Source organism: Microcoleus sp. B9-D4 (assembly GCF_036705105.1).
In the GTDB taxonomy this organism is placed as follows: Bacteria; Cyanobacteriota; Cyanobacteriia; order Cyanobacteriales; family Microcoleaceae; genus Microcoleus.
The window spans coordinates 72,930-92,064 of record NZ_JAUBTS010000025.1 but is presented as its reverse complement, the minus strand read 5'-3'; the positions used below and the strand labels follow the sequence as shown (position 1 = coordinate 92,064).

The window sequence follows — 19,135 nt, the reverse complement described above, 5'->3', positions numbered from 1 at the left end:
GTCAACAGTCAACAGTCAACAGTCAACAGTCAACAGTCAACAGTCAACAGTCAACAGTCAACAGTCAACAGTCAACAATGATAAGGAGTGCAACCGGAATCGATTGCTAATTGCCGACAATCGGCAGAGTGAGATGTACCGTTGTTTCCTTTTGATAGATACTGGTAATTGAGAACTCTCCTCCTGCCTGTTCTACAATTTTCTGGACAATTTTTAAGCCGATACCGGTGCCCTGTTGCTCATACCTCTTGCGCTCAAACTGCATGAAAGCACCGATTTTAGCAATTTGCTCTTCTGTCATGCCCCGCCCTGAGTCATGTACAGATAAATTCAGCATTTTTCCTACAACTTTACTACTAACTTTAATGGTTGTCCCTGGTGAGGAGAATTTCAGCGCATTATCAACTAATTGATGGACAATCGTTGATAGATATCGGTCTGATAGAGCGATCTCCGCTTCCTCAAGTGCCAACACGAGATCGTTGTTACGGTTGACGCTCTGAGCCTGGGATTTCAACGCGGCTTCAATGGCGGAAGCTGAAAATTGAGTCCGGGCCGATTCGATCTTGTGCTGGCGACTTGCGGATAGTTCTAATTCTAAATAAATCAGGAATTTTTTCGTTAATTTTTCTAGGCGACGGGCTGAGTCATTTGCCCAGCCTAATATCTCACGGATTTGGGCGATATCCATGTGTTCGATATCGGCCTTGAGCAACCCGATCGTGCCTAAGATGCCATTGAGGGGCGTATTCAGTTCGTGGGATAGAGTAGAAGCTAAGTTGCCACGCAGCTCATTGAGGGTGCTTTCCAAGAGATTGAGGGTATTTTCTTGGATGTGGTATAAGTTCTGGATATTATCATACTGTTGCTTGATTCTGAGCATTGAATGCACGCGAGCACGCAGTTCAATAGCATTTACAGGTTTACTGATGAAGTCGTCTGCTCCGGCAGTTAGACAGTTGGCAAGGTCTGACTTTCTGTTTAATGCCGTTACCATAATGATTGGAACAGCTTTCCATTTTGACATCGCTTTGATTTGCCGACAAACTTCGATCCCGTCTATTCCCGGCATCATCACATCCAGCAAAATAAGATCGGGTTCAAATACATCGAGGGATGCGATCGCCTCTTGACCATTAGCAGCGTAATACAATTCATACTCCTGCTCTGATAACAACGTTTCAAGTACATCAAAGTTATCAGGCTCATCATCAACAATTAAGATAGAGAATTGAGACATAGTTCTAACCCGTGGAATAATGTATAAAGTTTTATGGGTTTAGGTGATAGTTTTTAGCTGTGCGGCCAAAGTGATTTCAAAAATGCTTCTTTGCGGTTGGTTGCTTCTGACATAAATTTCGCACCTATGTGCCTCAACGAGCATTTTGCAAAAGGCTAAACCCAAATTATTTGAGATAAATCCTTTCAATTTCAGCCCCCGCGAGGGGTGGAAAAAATAAATAACCCTGTCCAAATTCACAGCCCAGTTGTTGGAGGCACTGAAGTTGCTGAGTCGTTTCAATGCCTTCGGCAATGACGGAAAGTTCGAGTTGATTACTCAGAGTAATAATGGTCTTAACGACTTGATAGTTGCGATTTCCTGCTTGGATCTGATTGACAAAAGAGCGATCAATTTTGAGGTTATCCACTGGAAAACAGTGCAAATAACCCAGGGAAGAATACCCCGTGCCAAAGTCATCAATGCTGATCTGAATTTGCCGCGATCGCAATTGTTCAGTCAGCGCGATCGCCTTCTGAGCATTGTCCACGATCGCGCTTTCGGTAATTTCCAGTTTCAGGTGAGCGGGGTTGACGGCGGTTTCTGCCAAAACCCGATCGATATCAGCCAAGAGGGTGGGGCAAGTAAATTGCCGCACAGAAAGGTTCACGCTCATGGTTAACTGCGTCCAGCCCCGTTGATGCCATGCACGCAGTTGCTGACACGCCTGCTTCAACACCAGCATCCCGACTGGCACAATCAGCCCTGTTTCCTCCATGCAGGGGATAAATTCTCCTGGTAAAACCATGTCTCGATCGGGATGTTGCCAGCGTACCAGTGCTTCAAATCCAACGATTTTTTGGGTTTGAAGATTCACAATCGGCTGGTAGTAGGTGACAAAATCTTGATGTTCCAGCGCTCGCTGCAAATCATTTTCCAGCGTCAGGCGGTTCAGCATTGCCAAAGACATCTGGCGATCGAAGATTTGATAGCAGCCTTTACCTCGAAGTTTAGCTTTGTACATGGCCGTATCAGCATCTTGCAAGGGTTCTTCCGGTTGTTGATAAACACTACTGCCTAGAGCAATGCCGATACAAGCAGTCATAAAGAGTTCACAATCGGCAACCACAAACGATGTGTCAAAGCCCCGTAGAATAGCTTGGATAAATGGTTCAAGGGCGATCGCATCATCAATGTGGTGCAGCAAAAAGCAAAACTCATCCTCACCCATACGCGCTAACACGTCGCCGGGGCGCAGAAGATGCTGTAACCGTTCTGTGATAGCGATCAGCAATTGATTGCCAATAGCGTAGCCAAAGGAACCATTCACCAGTTTAAACCGATCGCAGTCTAGATAAACCACCGCAAACGAGGATTCCCCAGCTTGTAAAACCTCAGCCAACTTCTGAAGTAAGAAAGTCCGACTGGGTAGCCTTGTGAGCGCATCCTGAAAAATCATGGTTTGCAACTCGGCGGTTCGCTGTTGCACCGTTGCTTCTAATCGGGCATTGAAGCTTACTAATTGCTGATATTGTCGATGGATGCGTAACATTGAGCGCACCCTTGCTGTTAACTCCAAGCGATTCACGGGCTTGCTGATAAAGTCATCCGCCCCAGCCGTCAAACATCTTGCGAGCTCCGTTTTGGTTGTCAGGGCTGTCACCATAACGATCGGCAGAGCTTCCCATTTGGGCATAGCTTTAATGCGTTGACAAACTTCAATGCCATCCATCCCAGGCATCATCACATCCAGCAAAATCACATCTGGCTCAAAGATGTTTAAGGAATCGATCGCTTCTTGCCCGCTGGCAGCATAATGCAATTGATAGTGTCGATCGTTCAATAGAGTTTCAATCACATCAAAATTATCGGGTTCGTCGTCAACGATCAAAACAGATGGTACATTCATGAATTATCTTCCCTGGGAAGTTAAAAGGTGTTGAATGGTGGCTGCTAACTGCTTCAGCTTGACGGGTTTGGTGAGGTAATCATTGGCTCCGGCGGCAAGACAACGATCGCGATCGCCCGTCATGGCTAAGGCAGTTAGGGCAACGATCGGCACATCGACTAACCTAGGATCGAGGCGAATCTGCTGCATAGCTTCTAGGCCATCCATACCAGGCATTTGAATGTCCATCAAAATTAGATTGGGGTTTTCCGACTTGGCCAGGGCGATCGCCTCCTCTCCATTCTTAGCCAAGAGAATGCGATAGCCTTTAGCTCTCAGGTAGCTCGACACCGTACTGATATTGGCTTCGTTGTCTTCCGCCACCAAGATTAAGGGAGAGCCTTCCTGCTGTTGGGTCTGACTGGGTTCGATGCGGGGTTCGGTCTGGGATTCCGGGTCAACAGAGGAGGGCGCACAAGTAGGGGCAGTGCCCCCGTGCCTGCCCTCGAATTCGATCGTGAAGCAACTTCCTACACCCACAGTGCTGGTGACCAACACCTGCCCGCCGTGGAGTTCGACAATACGTTTCACCAGGGCAAGCCCCAAGCCAGTGCCTGTATATTGACGATTCAGCGCGCCATCGATTTGGATAAAAGGCTGAAACAGTTTGTTGATATGTTCTGGGGCAATACCAATACCTGTATCGATGACAGCAATTCGCAGAGTCTCTTTGACCAAAAAATGGGGTGGGGAATCGGCAGAATCTGGATCGGCCCGGCGCTGTTGACCGCTCACTTCTAGGGTGATGCGTCCTCCGTTAGGAGTGAATTTTACCGCGTTATTGAGCAGGTTGATCAAGACTTGGCGCATCCGCCGTTCATCAATCAATAAGTCGGGCAGATTGAGTGGGACTTTAATCTCTAGCTGGATGCGTTTTTGCAGGGCTTGTTGTTTAATAAATGGCAGACTGGATTGACACAGATGATTGATTGAAACGGGGGTGCAATCGAGCTCCATTTGACCGGATTCAATTTTGGCGACATCCAAAATGTCGTTGATTAACTCTAGTAAGTGAGAGCTACTGCGCTCAATGGTTTGTAAAGCTTTGATTTGTTGTTCGTTGACGATGCCAAAGACTTGCTCTTGTAGCCCCTCGCCCATGCCCAGAATGGCGTTAAGGGGAGTGCGGAGTTCGTGGCTCATGTTGGCGAGGAATTCGTCTTTGAGGCGGGTAGCACGGGCCAGTTCTTGGTTAGAGACTGCCAGTTGTTCGTTGCGCTCGGTGAGTTGCTGCTGGGCTTGTTGCCGTTCGGTGAGTTCTTGCTGCAACTGCTCAAATAGGCTAGCTTGTTGAACCGCGATCGCCAACTGGTTAGCAATTTGTTGCAGGAGTTGCGCTTCAGACTCTTGCCAGACTCGCTTTTCTCGGCAAGCATGGACGACTAAAACCCCCCAGAGCTTGTTGGTTGACCCAGGGGCAACCCCTCTATGCCTTTGGCTGCCTCGGACTTCTTGCAGGATAGGTGCAACCATTTTGGACTTGACTTCACCAACGCTTGCGTATTCCACCAAGCAATTAGTCCCCATATCGGTCATTATATCCGGGACGATACGGGGCTTGCCCTGGGAATAGTGGTTGAGGATTTCTTGAGACCACAGTTGGTCGTCCCAGTGATGGTTTTTGAGCGCGGGAAACTCGGTCAACACAGATTCTTCAACTATTTGACTTCTGCCATTGCTAAATAGCCGGATTACGATGATTCGATCGCCTTGCAAGATTTCTTTGACTTGCTGTGTCACAGTCGCCAAAATTTCCTTAATATCCAACGATTCGCGAATTTGCTGGGCGATTTCTCCCAAAGTTCGCTGCCGTTGCAGTTGTAAAGCGATCGCCTTTTCTGTTTCCTTGCGGATAGCCAGCTCTGATTGCACCTGTTCGTAGAGGTAAGATTGCTGAATGGCGATCGCTAATTGGTTAGCAATTTGTTTAAGTAAATTGATTTCCCAGTTTTGCCATTGGCGCGGCATATCGCATTGATGAACAATCACCAACCCCCAGAGGGTTTGATTCAGAATAATTGGAACTACGAGTTTAGCTCTGACCTGGATTTCTGCGAGGAATTCAACCAAGCAGGGTAAGATTGACTCGTTTTCATCTTCCCTATCGTTGAGGGCATACACTTTTCCTTGGATATAGCGATCGTAGTTCTCTTCGGGGAAAACCTCTTCTGGGAAGAGGATATCCAGAAGCTTAAGCCTATTTGGCGAAACTGATTCAGCAATGGCAGCCCCCGTCCCTTCAGGAAAAACCCGATAAACCAGCGTTCTGTCTGATTGCAAGAGCTGATGGATTTCCTCAACAGTGCTATTGAGAATCTCGTCCAGATTCAGAGACGATCGCATCCGTTTAGTAATCGCTCCCAGCAAACGTTCCTGTTTTGCTTGTTGTTGCAATCTCGCTTCGGCTTCTTTGCGATGGGTGATATCCTGAAACGTGCCTACCAGACCAATAATATTACCTGAGCAGTCTCGCAGGGGAGCCTTGTGGGTTTCGAGAAATATTGGTTTACCATTGGGTAGGGTTAGCGTTTCTTCGATCCCTAATATAGCTTCACCCGTTTCGATTAACCGCCGATCCATCGCACAATACTCGTTCGCCTCCACTTCTTTCTGGCAAATATCTAAATCTCTTTTACCTATACTTTCGGTCGTAGATGGCAAGCCTAGAGTTTTGGCAAACTGCTGATTGCATCCTAAAAAAACCGACTCTCGATTCTTCCAAAACACCGAAAGCGGGATGGTATCGAGTACCGTTTGCAGAAACTGCTGAGATTCTTGCAAAGCCTTCTGGGCCTGTTTGCGATCGCTGATATCTACTAATACACAAATAGTTTGATCCTCTGAGCCTGGAAGAAGTGCGGCTCCGATCAGCACAGAAATCCGGCTGCCATCCTTACGGTAGTATTCCTTTTCCAAGGAATCGATCGCGCCATCCTGCATCAGGCGCTCCATCGCTAAAACATCAGCGTGGGCATATTCGGGGGGGGTCATGGCATCCCAATGAATCATCCCAGCATTTAGTTCCTCCCTAGTGTAGCCAACCATCTCTAAGAAGCGATCATTGGCATCGATAATGTTCCCCTGAAAATCGGCAAACATCATGCCGCTCACACTGGACTCAAAGACCCGGCGGAAGCGGATTTCACTGCTTTCCCTGGCGAGTTCAGCTTGTTTGCGATCGCTGATATCCGATAAAATTCCCTGGATGCTAATCAATTCCCCTTCAGCATTTATAACGGGTGTGGCGCTGCTTCTCACCCAGACATAATTGCCATCTCGGTGGCGCTGTCGGAACTCATAATCACTTGACTTTTTACCAACTTTGATATTCTCCCGATAACCAGTAACCACCAAAGGACGATCGTCTGGATGCACCAGAGATATAAACGACTTACCCATCCATTCACTCTCGTCCCAGCCAAACATGGTCTTGAATTGCGGTGACAAATAACTGAGCATCCCATCGGGTTCACATGACCAGATCAAATCATTAGCCCCTTCTACCAGCCGCCGGAATTTAGCTTCACTCTCTGCTAATTGGGCTTCGATGTGTTTGCGATCGCTGATATCGCGGCATACACAAATCAATAATCCATCCTCTGTGAGGGTGAGGGATAGCCCTTCGGCAAAGGTAGAGCCATCTTTGCGGGTGGCGATCGCCTCTCCCTCCCAAGCGCGATCGCGCCCCAGCACCGGCAAGACTTCCCGCTCAAACCGTTCTAACTCGTGTTGGGAATACAAAAGTTTCCAGGTTTTGCCCACCAGTTCTTGGGGATGTTCGTAGCCAAACAATTCTAGATGGGCTTGATTCAAATAAAGGTAGGTGTCTCCTTGCATAATGGCAATGCCGTCGATCGCCGCCTCAATTGCTGCCAGTTGTCGTTTTAGGGTTTCTTCGGTTTGTTTGACATCGCTAATATCTGCAAAATAGCCAACAATCTCGATTGGCGTGCCTTCTTCATCTCGCAGCAGACGCAGCTCATCCCGTAGCCAAACGTAGTGACCATCGCGATGCAAAAATCGATATTCATGCTGATGAGTGTTGTGTTCAAAGAGAGCGGATATATGTGCAAAAACCCTAGGGGCATCTTCTGGGTGAATATGGTTAGCCCAGAAGCCAGATTCCGATAAAAATTCTTCTGGTTTGTAGCCCAAAATGGCTTCGATATTTTTGCTCATGAAGGTTGCTCCATAGTCGCCATAGGGCTTACAGCTATAGATCATGGCGGGGCTCGATGCCAGAAGAAATTCAAGGCGTTCTTTCAAAAGGCGATTTTCTAGCTCTGTCTGTTGGCGATCGGTAATGTCTTGGATCAGGCCAAGCACATAGAGATGTTCATCATCCATCAATAGGATAGAAGTGGAAAAGGAGATAGTGCGGCACTGTCCATCTGGGCGCCGAATTTCCCTATCCACGGCGATTAAGTTGCCCCCTTGTCGTATCTTTTTCAGGTCGGCAATCGTCTGTTTTTGAGATTCTTGATTATTCAGGTACAAGCTGTGATACAACCCCAGACGGTTAATTTCTTCTAAGGTGTAACCCGTAATCGTTTGCATTTGCTGATTCCAGACTGTGAAGCGGACAAATGGAAACTCCTCAACTTCATAGAAAACGCACAGCCCTTCAGTCATGTTTTCTACAATTTGTTGACGGAAAATATTTTCCTGCCGAAGCGTTGCTTCTGCCAACTTGCGATCGGTAATGTCGAAGCGAATGGCTAGATACTGAAAAGGTCGCCCGCCTTCGTCCAAAAAGGGGACAATGGTGCTAGCAACCCAGTACAGGCTACCGTTTTTTGCCTGGTTGCAAATTTCACCGCGCCAAACATGACCGCTAGTAATGGTCTGCCACAGGTCTTGGAAAAATGCAGGGGGATGATAGCCAGAGTTGACTAGCCGATGGGTTTTGCCCATGAGTTCATCGCGGGAGTAGCCAGAGACTACACAGAAGGGCTCGTTGACGTAGGATATCACCCCTTCGCGATCGGTGATGACCACAATGGCAGACTGATCCAAGGCCTGTTTAAAGGCTGATAATTCTTGAATTAACTGCTGTCGTTCGAGTTCAGCCTGTTTGCCTCTGCTAATATCAAAGTTGACCCCAATCATGCTCTGGGGATTGCCTTTGGCATCTCGCACGACGACACCATAGGCTTTAATAAAGTGGAGGCTGCCATCGGGATGCAACACTCGAAACTCGGTATCAAATTCTGCTTGTCCTAAGAGGGCTTGCTGGAGCAATGTTTCGGTGGCGGTGCGGTCTTCGGGATGTAGCAGGTTTGCCCAAATGTCGTAAGGCAGAGGGGAATCAGATTGTTTTGTGACACCGTACAGTTCGTACATCCGCTCATCCCACAAGACGGTGTTGTGTACAAGATCGAAGTCCCAACAGCCGAACGCCCCTGATTTGAGCGCCAAAGCGAGGCGATCCGATACTTTCTGTAGTTCTGCTTCTGCACGTTTGCGATCGCTAATATCTTTGGCGATGCCTAAAAAGCCGATAATTTGTTGATTGACATCCTTGAGGGCGCTGATGGATAGCGACACTGGAAATCGAGAGCCATCTTTGCGGATATAGCTCCACTCTTCTTCGCTGAGAATACCTTGGCGTGCTTTGGCAACAAAAACCTCAAAGCCGGGGGGAATATTTTGCCCTAGTTCGGCCGAGAGTGATGCTGCGCGTTCAATAACCTCATTTGCATCGTGGATGAGTTCGGGCGTGGCTTTACCGACCACTTCAGCAGCACTGTAACCGAGCATCCTTTCGGCTCCAGCATTAAAGGTCTGGATGATGCCAGTTGGGTCAGTGGAGATGATGGAGTAATCAGCACCATCGAGGATGGCGCGTTGCAGGCTGTTGACTTGCCAAAGCTCTTGGGTGCGTTCTGCGACTTTTGCTTCTAGCTGTTGGTTTAGTTGGTACAGTTGTCGCTCAGCCTGTTTGCGAGCCGTAACGTCTCGAATCATAAACAAGGCTTCATCTTCGCCGCTCTTGACAACTCTGACCTCTTCATATTGCAGGCGCGGGCCAACGCGCACCTGCTGTTCATAAACTTGCAGTTCTCCTGTACGTAAGGCTTGCTCTATGTGGTGTAGATGTCTGGTCGCAATTTCTCCTGACATAATATCCACCATCGCCACACCAGGGGTATCGAAATCTGTACCGAGAAAGTCGAGCTGACGATTGGCTGTCACGCTCCCCCGATAAATACCATCGGCACCGATGCGAAACATGAAGTCTGGAACTGCTGCTAATATGGCTCGGCTGTGGGCTTCGCTCTGGATCAGGGCGGTTTCGGCAAGTTTGTGATCGCTAATGTCTGTAATAGCGCCTACATAGCCGACTACTTGCCCCTCTGCATCCAGTTCGGCAACGGACTGCCCATATACCCAAGCCACAGCACCGTCGGGACGTTGAAAGCGATATTCGAGCCGGAAAGGGCGATTTTGTTGGGCCGATTGTTGCCATTCGACCGCGATCGAGTCTCTATCTTCGGGGTGCAGCGCTTGTCGCCATCCTTCTCCGATGGCGGCTTTTGGGGTGAGTCCGCTGATCTGACACCAGCGATCGTTAACATAGATGCAGTTGCCCCCTGGATCGGTGCGGAAAATCCCCACTGGTACGGCTTCCACTAGGCTGACGTAGCGTTCTTCGCTTTCTTGCAGGAAGGCTTCAGTTCGTTTGCGATCGCTAATGTCGGTAATGGTGCCTATATAGCCGATCCGATGTCCATTGGCATCGAGTTCGGCGACGCACAGCCCATAAACCCACGTTACTTCACCGTCGGGACGTTGAAAGCGATATTCGAGTTCAAAAGAGTCGTTACCTTGAATGAATTGTTCCCATTGGGCAATGACCCAATCGCGATCGTCGGGGTGCACTCCTTGTTGCCATCCCTGTCCGATAGTGGCTCCTGGTGTGAGTCCGCTGATCTGAAAGTAGCGATCGTTGACATAGGTACATAGCCCCTCGGCATCGGTGCGAAAAATCCCCACCGGAGCGGCGGCGGCAAGGGAGGCGTAGCGTTGTTCGCTCTCGATCAGGGTGGCTTCGATCCGCTGTCGGTTTACCAGTTCCTTCTGCAATTTTTGGTGGATCGTGGCTTGTCCAATGGCGATCGCCAGATGCACTGATAAGGCTTGTATCAGTTCAACTTCTTCCGGTTGCCAGTCGCGGGCGTGTTGGCTTTCGCTGGCATTGAGCAAGCCCCATAACTCATCGCCACACAGTAGCGGCACCAAAAGTTTGGCTTTTGTCTGGAGGCGGATCAGCATCTGCCGATGACAGTCTGATATTTTGGCTGTGGAGATATCTGGTACGACGCGAACATATCCCTGACGATAAATCTCAGGATTGTCTTGCTTATAGCAGGTCTCATTGACCCGTTGGCCCAACAGAGACAGGGACGAGTCGGTGGATTCTGCCACGACAATGATTTCCCTATTGGCTTCAAACCGCCAAATATTGACGCGATCGCAGCCGATCACTTGCCGCACCTGCTGCACAGTCGTATCCAAAATCGTTTGCAGGCTTAGGGACGAGCGAATTTGGGTGGCCAAGTCTGCGAGTAATTTCTCTCGTTGTACCTTGGTGTTGAGAGCGGCTGTCCGAGCTTCCACCTGTTGCTGGAGCTCAAGGTTGCGATTTGCCAGCAGCGCCACCTTTTCCGCCTCTAGGCGCACCACCTTCTCTTCCCACTTCTGGGCCAGCTTGTATAGCTCCAGCGGGTTGAGGGCTTGCAGCAAACTGCTCTGGGTGACGATGCCTAATAGTTCTCCTAGCTCCCCCGTCACCGCCAACCGACGGATCGATCGCTGCTCCATGATCTGCTGCACAGTCCAGAGCGAATCGTCGGATCTAACGCCAAAAATCGGCGTACTCATTACCGCCTGAGCTAGACAGGTTTCCAGGTTCAAGCCCAATGTCTGAAATTGCACAATATCCCGCTCGGTGAGAATCCCCACTGGCATTTGTAGCGGTTCAGCAGAGATTCCGCCTGGGTGCACAATCATCACGGAACTGACGCGATGCTCTGCCATAAGTTGAGCGATGGCCAGTAGGGAAGTATCTGGCGCAGCACAAATCACTTCGCGGGTCATCACTTCTGCTACGATACGCAACCGCAGCAGGTCGATCGGTCGAGATATTTGGCGCAGACTTTCGTGAGTCACTAGGCCCACTAGGCGATCGAGCTCGTCCACGATGGGCAAATGGCGAATGTGGTGCTGCAGGAGCAGATTAATCGCAAAAAATAAATCGGTGAAGGCGGACTCGCGGAGGGTGACGACGGGGTGTGCCATCACCTCCCGGATCACCAAATTCTCCAAGGAACGCTGCTGGGCACTCAGCCGCACCACGTCTCGCTCGGTCAGTACGCCGACCAATTGCTCGTTTTCCACTACCAACACGCAACTCGATCGCGCCTCTACGTGGAGATCTTCGAGTTGACCGTCCGCCGTTCTAGCGGTGTTGCAGAGCGATCTCACGCCGCTCATTTGGGCGATCGTATCCATCACCGTCGTATCGGGCGAAACCACCAAGGGTTCCCGGACGATCGCAGTCCTGAGTTCTATTGGAGTGAGAGCCGTAGTACGAATGAACATGAGTTTATAGGATTTTATTGCTGATTATTTTGTTAAACTCTTCGCCTTAAACACGTGAGCTGATAGCGTAGGGTGGGGCGAGCCCTAGTAAGGAGAAGAATTATTTAGCTGCACGACATTCTCTCCATATTATATTTACTTTTGGACGACGAATCAGTGGTAGTGCGAATTTCGGATAACGGCAGGGAAATAGCCAGAGAGTCAATCGATTTTAGATTTTAGATTTTAGATTTTAGATTTTAGATTGGCAATTGGTCGCGAAATTACTGAGTGATAGTACCAAAATAAAAACCATTTTCCATAATCTTGAAAAACAGGATTTGCTATAATTTAAAGTTTAGCAATCACAACAAGGAGCAAAAATTATGGGACTATTTGACCAAATTTTAGGTGCGATCGACAATCCCAACCTACAAGCAAGCCCCAATCAGTTGGGCAACATTGTCGGTGCCGTAGAGCAGTTGAGTGGCAATCACGGCGTCGATGCGGGTACGACTCAGTTGGCGATGTCGGTTTTGGGCGGATACGTGCGATCAGCATTGCAAGACGTGCGATCGCAGTCAGGAGACGCACAAGCTCAACAAGTTGTCAACCAATTTAGCGGCACAAATCCTAATCCCCAAGCAGTACAAAGTTTGTTCGGCGCTGGCCAACTAACGCAGATAGTGGCCGATATCGCCCAAAGAACCGGTTTGAATAACGCCACAGTGCAGGCGATGATACCTGTTTTGGTGCCGCTCATACTGAATTTGCTACAAACCGGCGGCAACGCCCAAAACCCAGCCCAAGGCAGCAATCCCGTTTTGAATACGTTTTTAGATTCAGATGGAGACGGTGATGTAGATATTACTGACGCCATGTCGATGGCAGGCCGCTTTTTGAATCAGCGCAGTTAATTGTTGATGGTTGACAAAACATAACACCCGTATCCCCGACTTCTTGAAGAAATCGGGGATTTAAAGGAATAAGGAAGAAGCAATTAAATCAATGGTTTCAGCAATTAAAAACATCCTAACTACCAAGAAGGTTGCTATATACCAATTTTATAAATTGATTAAATCCGTTCATTCTCGTCACCTTATGGTATTGTTAGTGTGAGGATACAGTTTGCGGGGATTTTCCAAGGTTGACATACCAGTTCGGTTTTGGCGGCGCGTCACTGACTTTTTCTATGTGAGCGCGAACCGAAATATTTTCGTAGTCTCGAATACTACCCGCTCCCATTCCTAACAAGCTTTCATTCCCAAACAAATCCCACAGAAACAGATGTTGCTCGTCTGTAAGTGGAATATCTTCAAGTCTAGCTATATAAAATACTGCCAAAACATCAATCTCCTCCCGTTTGGCACTCCACTGGTACATCAAATCGAAGGGGATATTGGCTTCAGTTATGCAACCAATCGCCTTATCTGGGGTCATTTCTCGTTTGTACACTAGGTTTAGGCACAGTGCCAGTATCCAGTGGTTTTTTGGCAGCGAACGTAGTCTGTATTGTTGTTTATTCATCAGTTTTATCCTCTTCACAAGTCCAGTAAATTCCGAGTGTACAATCACTGTGATGTTGTGCTCGGCGTTCGTATTTGTCGCAGCGCTCTTGAGCTTTATAAAACTGTTATATAAAGGTTTTGCCACATGGTAAGAGCATCTTAATTAAGGTTGACACAAAGGTTCAGAAGAACCTAAGATATGATCGGCGAAACAAGAACTCAGAACAAGAAACATATAATCATTATTCATAGCTGCCCGTTTCATTTTTTGTCTGAGACTACGTTGACAAGTTTGTTCGCGGTTGAGACCATTAAGTGCCATGCGTCTGAGCAGGGCAATATTCCGAGGACTGTGACCAGAACGAATTCTACAAGCGTCCTCACCAAAAGTACAGTCGAGTGTCCAATGAGCCTGATTTTCAATGCTCCAATGTTTGCGGATTGCCTGAGATAAAAGTTGGGCATCATGTTCTAAAGAAGTCAGATAAAAATGAACCTCCCTTGTGGTCTTATTCCAAAGATGACGGACACGGATTACCATAACAACACTTTTGAGTCCCGCCCAAATTCGTGGTTGATAAAGTTCACCAATAGCGGTAATTGGTACAGCAAAAACTTGGCGTTCTTCTATCCGATGATGTGCTGAATTAATTTTTTTATCGTAGCTAAAATCAACAGATTTAAAATCCTGTATAGCCGATTCTTCAAACCATTTTTTAACTTGAGAGTATAAGGTCGGATGGTTAGCTTTAAGTGCCAGTACATAATCTGCTTTTTTCTCAATAATCTTTTGAGCAATTTCAGTTTGTGTCCCCATCGCATCAATAGTTATAATAGAACCTGTGATATCTAGCAATTCTAATAATGCGGGAATGGCAGTAATTTCATTGGATTTATCTTCCACCTTCATCTGGCCCAAAACTAAGCGTTGCTCGCTAGCCCATGCACTAATAACATGGAGTGCTGATTGACCTCGATTTCGGTCATAAGAACCTCTAATTGTCTTGCCATCTATGGGTATAACTTCGCCCCCCATTGAATTAACTAAGGTTTCTACCCAACCAAAAAAGCATCGATTTAAGACCTCTGGTTCGATGAACTGAAATACTCTCCGAAAAGTATCATCAGAAGGGATGCCGTTCGGTAATTCCAAAAACTCTTCTAACCATGTTTTCTTACTGATACCATAATTTTCCATATCTTCCCAGCCTTGCGCCCCCGCAATTATTGCTAAAATTGCAATCACTAAGATATCGGTGAGTTGATGTTTTTTAGTTCGTTCTATTCGAGGGTCTTTGAGTTCTCCAAAGTGCTTTAATAGACTCCGTTGGATATCTCTCATTTCTGGCACATCTTTCTTCTTAGTCTGAGCGTGAGAATTTTTATTAGCATCAGCAGGTTTAATTTGAAAACCCTGAGACATTTTAGTATTCCTTGGTAATTTTTGGGAGAGCCTAGCTGTTTTTAGCCCCACGGGCGGGCGAACTTATTAACCAACAAGTATAACTCATACTAAATCTAGATATTGTCACCTGCCTTTTACCATAACTGAAGTAATTTTTCAAGTACAGTTTATACCAAATTAGATGCTCTTACCCTGGGTTTTGCCAGGGACATAAAACGGTCTGTCTGGATTAGCTGCAAGTAATTTTTCGTAATCTTCCCAACTTAAATCGGGATCTTCTGGATCTCTGATCATTTATTTTTCATGTGAGTTACCAGAAACTAAATCCTATCGTATTTTGTAGGAAACAACCACCTTTACGGTAAGCACAACCTAAAAACATAATACGCATATCCCCGACTTCTTTAAGAAGTCGGGGATATCACAACAATTATCAACCCAAACCTAAATCAGTCACAGCACCGATACTGCTAGAAGAAACCAACTTAGCATATTTAGCCAAAACGCCCCTAGTATAGCGAGGTTTAGGAGGCTGCCAAAGAGCGCGCCGCTGCTCCAATTCTGCATCAGAAACATTGAGCTGCAACAAGCGATTTTGAGCATCAATCGTAATCGAATCACCCTCTTTTACCAGAGCAATTGTCCCGCCAACTTGCGCTTCGGGTGCAACGTGACCGACAACCATGCCGTAAGTTCCGCCAGAGAAGCGGCCGTCAGTAATTAACCCAACAGAATCGCCTAAACCAGCGCCAATAATTGCCGAAGTTGGTGCTAACATTTCGCGCATTCCCGGCCCGCCTTTTGGCCCTTCGTAGCGGATGATAATCACATCTCCGGCTTGAATTTTGCCCGCTAAAATTGCATCCAAACAATTTTCTTCAGATTCAAATACCCGCGCTGGGCCGGTAATTATCGGTTTTTTAACGCCAGTAATTTTAGCAACGGCTCCTTCTGTTGCCAGATTTCCCCTCAGAATTGCTAAATGTCCTTGGGCGTAAAGCGGGTTGTTCCAAGGGCGGATGACATCTTGGTCGGTGCGGGGTTCGGCTGGAATATCTGCTAACACTTCGGCAACAGTTTGACCGGTAATTGTCAGCGCGTCTGGGTGCAGCAAACCTTTTTCTAGCAGCATTTTCATTACTTGAGGAATGCCGCCGGCTTTGTGCAAATCGGTTGCTACGTATTTGCCGCTGGGTTTGAGGTCGCACAGCACTGGTACTTTTGCTCGAATAGTTTCAAAATCGTCGAGGGACAGTTCTACTCCGATCGCATTGGAAATGGCTAATAAATGCAGCACAGCGTTGGTTGAACCGCCCACTGCCATGATGACCGCGATCGCATTTTCAAAGGCCTTGCGAGTCAAAATTTGGCTCGGTAACAACTGTTTGCGGATCGCTTCCACGACAACTTTTGCAGATTCGGCAGCGCTGTCAGCTTTTTCGGCATCCTCAGCAGCCATTGTCGAAGAATAAGGCAAACTCATGCCCATCGCTTCAAAGGCGCTCGACATCGTATTTGCTGTGAACATTCCGCCGCAAGAACCCGCACCCGGACAAGCTTTCTGTTCGACTGCATTGAGTTCTGTTTCGTCAATTTTGCCCGCGCTGAATTGACCGACTGCTTCAAAAGCGCTGACAACGGTTAAATCGCGTCCGTTGTGGTGTCCTGGTTTGATCGTGCCACCGTAAACAAAAATAGCAGGAATGTTCATGCGGGCGATCGCAATCATCGCCCCCGGCATATTTTTATCGCAACCGCCGACAGCCAGCACCCCGTCCATACTTTGCCCGTTGCAAACAGTTTCGATGGAATCGGCTATCACATCTCTCGACACCAGAGAATATTTCATCCCTTCTGTTCCCATCGAGATCCCGTCGCTGATAGTAATCGTACCGAACATCTGCGGCATGGCGCCGGCTTCCCTTGCACCCGCAATAGCCCGCAAAGCGAGGTCGTTCAATCCCATATTGCAGGGCGTAATCGTGCTGTACCCGTTGGCAATCCCCACAATCGGCTTAGTGAAATCGCCGTCGCCAAAACCGACTGCCCGCAGCATTGCTCGGTTGGGCGCGCGCTGCACGCCTCCAGTCACAGCTTGGCTTCTCAAATTTTCAGGCATTTTAAAATTTCCTTTCTCTGTTGACAGTTGACAGTTGACAGTTGACAGTTGACAGTTGTCAGTTGTCAACTGCCAGCTCGCCCAAAAACGAATACAAGTTTCCGATAATCGTCGTGGTGAGCCCATAATTTTAGACCAAAGTTCCGGCTCCCAGATGAATCTGTGGAGCAAATCTCAAATCTCAAATCTAAAATCGACTGACTCAGTGCCGAGCGCCGAGAGTTTTACCCTATTGTTGATTTTCTCAGAAGCTTTGATATTTGTCAGACCTTTTAGGAGGCAGTGGCACAGCAGTGTCCGGAAAGCAAGGGAAAAATTCTACAGATACTACAGCGTGCAGAGTGAATACCGTGGTTATCTGGGATGATGTGGTAACACCCATCACTCTAACGTTTAAAAAAAATTGCGAGGCGAATGACATGGAGGCCGATCGAATTCTGAGGCAATATGCGGCCGGAGAAAGAAATTTTCGAGAGATTAACCTCGTCGGGGCAGACTTAAAAGGGGTAAACCTCAGCGAGGCTAACTTTACCCGATCGAATTTCCAAGACGCAAACCTCAAAGGCGCTAACCTGACGGGAGCGAACTTGCGCGAGGTGAAATTGGCTGGGGTGGACTTGACGGAAGCCAACCTCAGCGAAGCAAATCTCATCGGTACCGATTTGAGCCGTGCCAATCTCAGCGGGGCTAACCTTATGGGAGCCAACCTGCGCGGCTCAATGGCGAGAGAAGTCAACATGACCAAGGCTAATTTGACCGAAGCTAATTTGACCGAAGCCAACTTTACCGAAGCGAATTTGTTTGCGGCCAACTTAACCGACGCTAGCATGATTCGCATTAATTTGATGAAGGCAAATTTGAGTTGGTCAACTCTCAAAGCGGTAAACCTGACAAATGCCATCCTCAGCGAGTCGCTTTTAGAAAGAGCTAATCTGACTCAGGCAATTCTCAGCGGGGCGATGGTGAGCGGGGCAAACTTGGCTGGTGCAGACTTGCGCCAAGTAACGATGGTTGGAGCTAATCTCACCGACGCTAATCTGAGCAATGCTAATTTGAGAGTTGCTAATGTGAGTTGGTCAACGCTGGCAAGAGCTAATTTGAGCGGTGCTAATTTGTACCGGGCAAAGCTGTGCTGGTCTAATTTTAGCGGGGCGGTTTTGGTGGAAGCGGTTTTGATTGATGCTAATCTCAATCGAACTAACTTCCGCGATGCAGATTTGAGGCGGGCAATTATGCCCGATGGCACGACTAATGATTCTTAAAATTTGATTGGTGATTGTTGATTGTTGACTGTTGACTGTTGACTGTTGACTGTTGATTGTTGATTGTTGACTGTTGATTGTTGATTGTTGACTGTGGACTGTTAACTGTTGACTACTGACTAATGACTAATGAGTATCAGTGAATTATTGATGTTGGGTGCGGCGGGAATTTTTGCCGGAATTCTAGCTGGATTTTTGGGTATCGGCGGCGGTACAGTGCTCGTGCCTTTGTTGGTGGCTCTCAATTACGCTCCGGTGCAAGCGGTTGCTACTAGCGGTTTGTCGATCGTGATTACAGCTATTTCTGGCAGCATCCAGAATTGGCGCATGGGCTACCTCAGCTTGAGCCAAGTCGCAGGCATTGGATTTCCAGCCGTCCTTACAGCACAAATCGGTGCTTATTTGGCGGGGATTTTTCCGCCTTACTTGCTGTTACTTACTTTTGGGCTGTTGCTGTGGCTGAATATTTATTTGATTGAAGTTCGCAAGCGCCTGACAGCTAAGAAGAAAGCGGAACTAGAACAAGGGGAACTGGGAGGACAAGCTGGACAAGGAGAAAATGCTCAATTACCAATTACCAATCACGAATTACCCAATAATTCAAATATTATATTCCATCCAACTTTTGCTAAAATTGCTACCGGCAGTGCGGCGGGTTTATTAGCGGGTTTGTTCGGCGTAGGCGGCGGCGTAATTATGGTTCCCCTGCAAATTTTGCTGTTAGGAGAAAGCATTAAAACCGCAATTCAAACCAGCTTGGGCGTCATCGTCATCACGGCAATTTCGGCGACGGCGGGACACGCGGCGCGCGGGAATGTTTTGTGGGTTGTGGGGTTAATTCTTGGCGGCGGCGGTTTGTTGGGCGCGCAGGTGAGCACGCGGTTTTTGCCGAGATTGCCCGATCGTATTGTTAGTTTAGCTTTTCGATCGCTCTTGGCAATCTTATCGATTTATGTTTTCTGGCAAGCTTGGCAAAAATTTAGTAACGGGTAAGGGGTAATTGGTAAGGGGTAATTGAGAACAGTAATTGAGGCAGAGCCTCCGGGTTTGTATTCCCAGGCAGAGCCTGGGAACAAGGTTAAGGCTATAAT

At 47.8% G+C, this 19,135-nt stretch carries 9 protein-coding genes; 3 read left to right on the top strand and 6 right to left on the bottom strand.

The genetic code is table 11. The features are described 5' to 3' along the window. Positions 1-106: 106 nt before the first annotated feature. From QUB24_RS16960 to QUB24_RS16950, 3 genes are all read right to left on the bottom strand, one after another. Positions 107-1,240: a hybrid sensor histidine kinase/response regulator gene (locus QUB24_RS16960; protein ID WP_333154365.1), complete on the bottom strand. Its 1,134-nt coding sequence runs from the start codon at positions 1,238-1,240 to the stop codon at positions 107-109. Between the two features lie 166 nt (positions 1,241-1,406). Further along, entirely contained in the window at positions 1,407-3,128 is a 1,722-nt protein-coding gene (locus tag QUB24_RS16955; RefSeq protein ID WP_333154364.1) for an EAL domain-containing protein, read from the bottom strand. Between the two features lie 3 nt (positions 3,129-3,131). Next, the gene (locus tag QUB24_RS16950; RefSeq protein WP_333154362.1) at positions 3,132-11,771 is read right to left on the bottom strand and encodes a PAS domain S-box protein; all 8,640 of its coding nucleotides are present in this window, start codon (positions 11,769-11,771) and stop codon (positions 3,132-3,134) included. 365 nt (positions 11,772-12,136) lie between these two features. Here QUB24_RS16950 and QUB24_RS16945 point away from each other — a divergent pair, with 365 nt between their 5' ends. After that, positions 12,137-12,667, top strand: a complete 531-nt coding sequence (locus QUB24_RS16945; protein ID WP_333154360.1) for a hypothetical protein — start codon at positions 12,137-12,139, stop codon at positions 12,665-12,667. Positions 12,668-12,860: 193 nt separating this feature from the next. Here the strand turns inward: QUB24_RS16945 and QUB24_RS16940 are convergent, their stop codons facing one another. The 3 genes from QUB24_RS16940 to ilvD all read right to left on the bottom strand — a co-directional run bounded on the left by QUB24_RS16940 (position 12,861) and on the right by ilvD (position 16,782). Next, entirely contained in the window at positions 12,861-13,277 is a 417-nt protein-coding gene (locus tag QUB24_RS16940) for a hypothetical protein (protein ID WP_333154359.1), read from the bottom strand. Between the two features lie 144 nt (positions 13,278-13,421). After that, positions 13,422-14,681: an ISAs1 family transposase gene (locus tag QUB24_RS16935; protein ID WP_333154358.1), complete on the bottom strand. Its 1,260-nt coding sequence runs from the start codon at positions 14,679-14,681 to the stop codon at positions 13,422-13,424. A 415-nt stretch (positions 14,682-15,096) separates the two neighbouring features. Beyond that, the gene (ilvD, locus tag QUB24_RS16930; protein ID WP_333154356.1) at positions 15,097-16,782 is read right to left on the bottom strand and encodes a dihydroxy-acid dehydratase; all 1,686 of its coding nucleotides are present in this window, start codon (positions 16,780-16,782) and stop codon (positions 15,097-15,099) included. Positions 16,783-17,201: 419 nt separating this feature from the next. Between ilvD and QUB24_RS16925 the strand changes: the two genes are divergently transcribed. After that, positions 17,202-18,044, top strand: a complete 843-nt coding sequence (locus QUB24_RS16925; protein ID WP_333154369.1) for a pentapeptide repeat-containing protein — start codon at positions 17,202-17,204, stop codon at positions 18,042-18,044. A gap of 129 nt (positions 18,045-18,173) precedes the next feature. Next, positions 18,174-19,037 (top strand): sulfite exporter TauE/SafE family protein, encoded by an 864-nt coding sequence (locus tag QUB24_RS16920; RefSeq protein ID WP_333154354.1) that lies wholly within the window; start codon positions 18,174-18,176, stop codon positions 19,035-19,037. The last annotated feature ends 98 nt before the right edge of the window (positions 19,038-19,135 follow it).

Excerpts from the sequence above, each read along its gene's own strand:
- QUB24_RS16960 (WP_333154365.1), bottom strand. The coding sequence starts at position 1,240 with ATGTCTCAATTCTCTATCTTAATTGTTGATGATGAGCCTGATAACTTT.
- QUB24_RS16955 (WP_333154364.1), bottom strand. The coding sequence starts at position 3,128 with ATGAATGTACCATCTGTTTTGATCGTTGACGACGAACCCGATAATTTT.
- QUB24_RS16950 (WP_333154362.1), bottom strand. The coding sequence starts at position 11,771 with ATGTTCATTCGTACTACGGCTCTCACTCCAATAGAACTCAGGACTGCG.
- QUB24_RS16945 (WP_333154360.1), top strand. The coding sequence starts at position 12,137 with ATGGGACTATTTGACCAAATTTTAGGTGCGATCGACAATCCCAACCTA.
- QUB24_RS16940 (WP_333154359.1), bottom strand. The coding sequence starts at position 13,277 with ATGAATAAACAACAATACAGACTACGTTCGCTGCCAAAAAACCACTGG.
- QUB24_RS16935 (WP_333154358.1), bottom strand. The coding sequence starts at position 14,681 with ATGTCTCAGGGTTTTCAAATTAAACCTGCTGATGCTAATAAAAATTCT.
- ilvD (WP_333154356.1), bottom strand. The coding sequence starts at position 16,782 with ATGCCTGAAAATTTGAGAAGCCAAGCTGTGACTGGAGGCGTGCAGCGC.
- QUB24_RS16925 (WP_333154369.1), top strand. The coding sequence starts at position 17,202 with ATGGAGGCCGATCGAATTCTGAGGCAATATGCGGCCGGAGAAAGAAAT.
- QUB24_RS16920 (WP_333154354.1), top strand. The coding sequence starts at position 18,174 with ATGAGTATCAGTGAATTATTGATGTTGGGTGCGGCGGGAATTTTTGCC.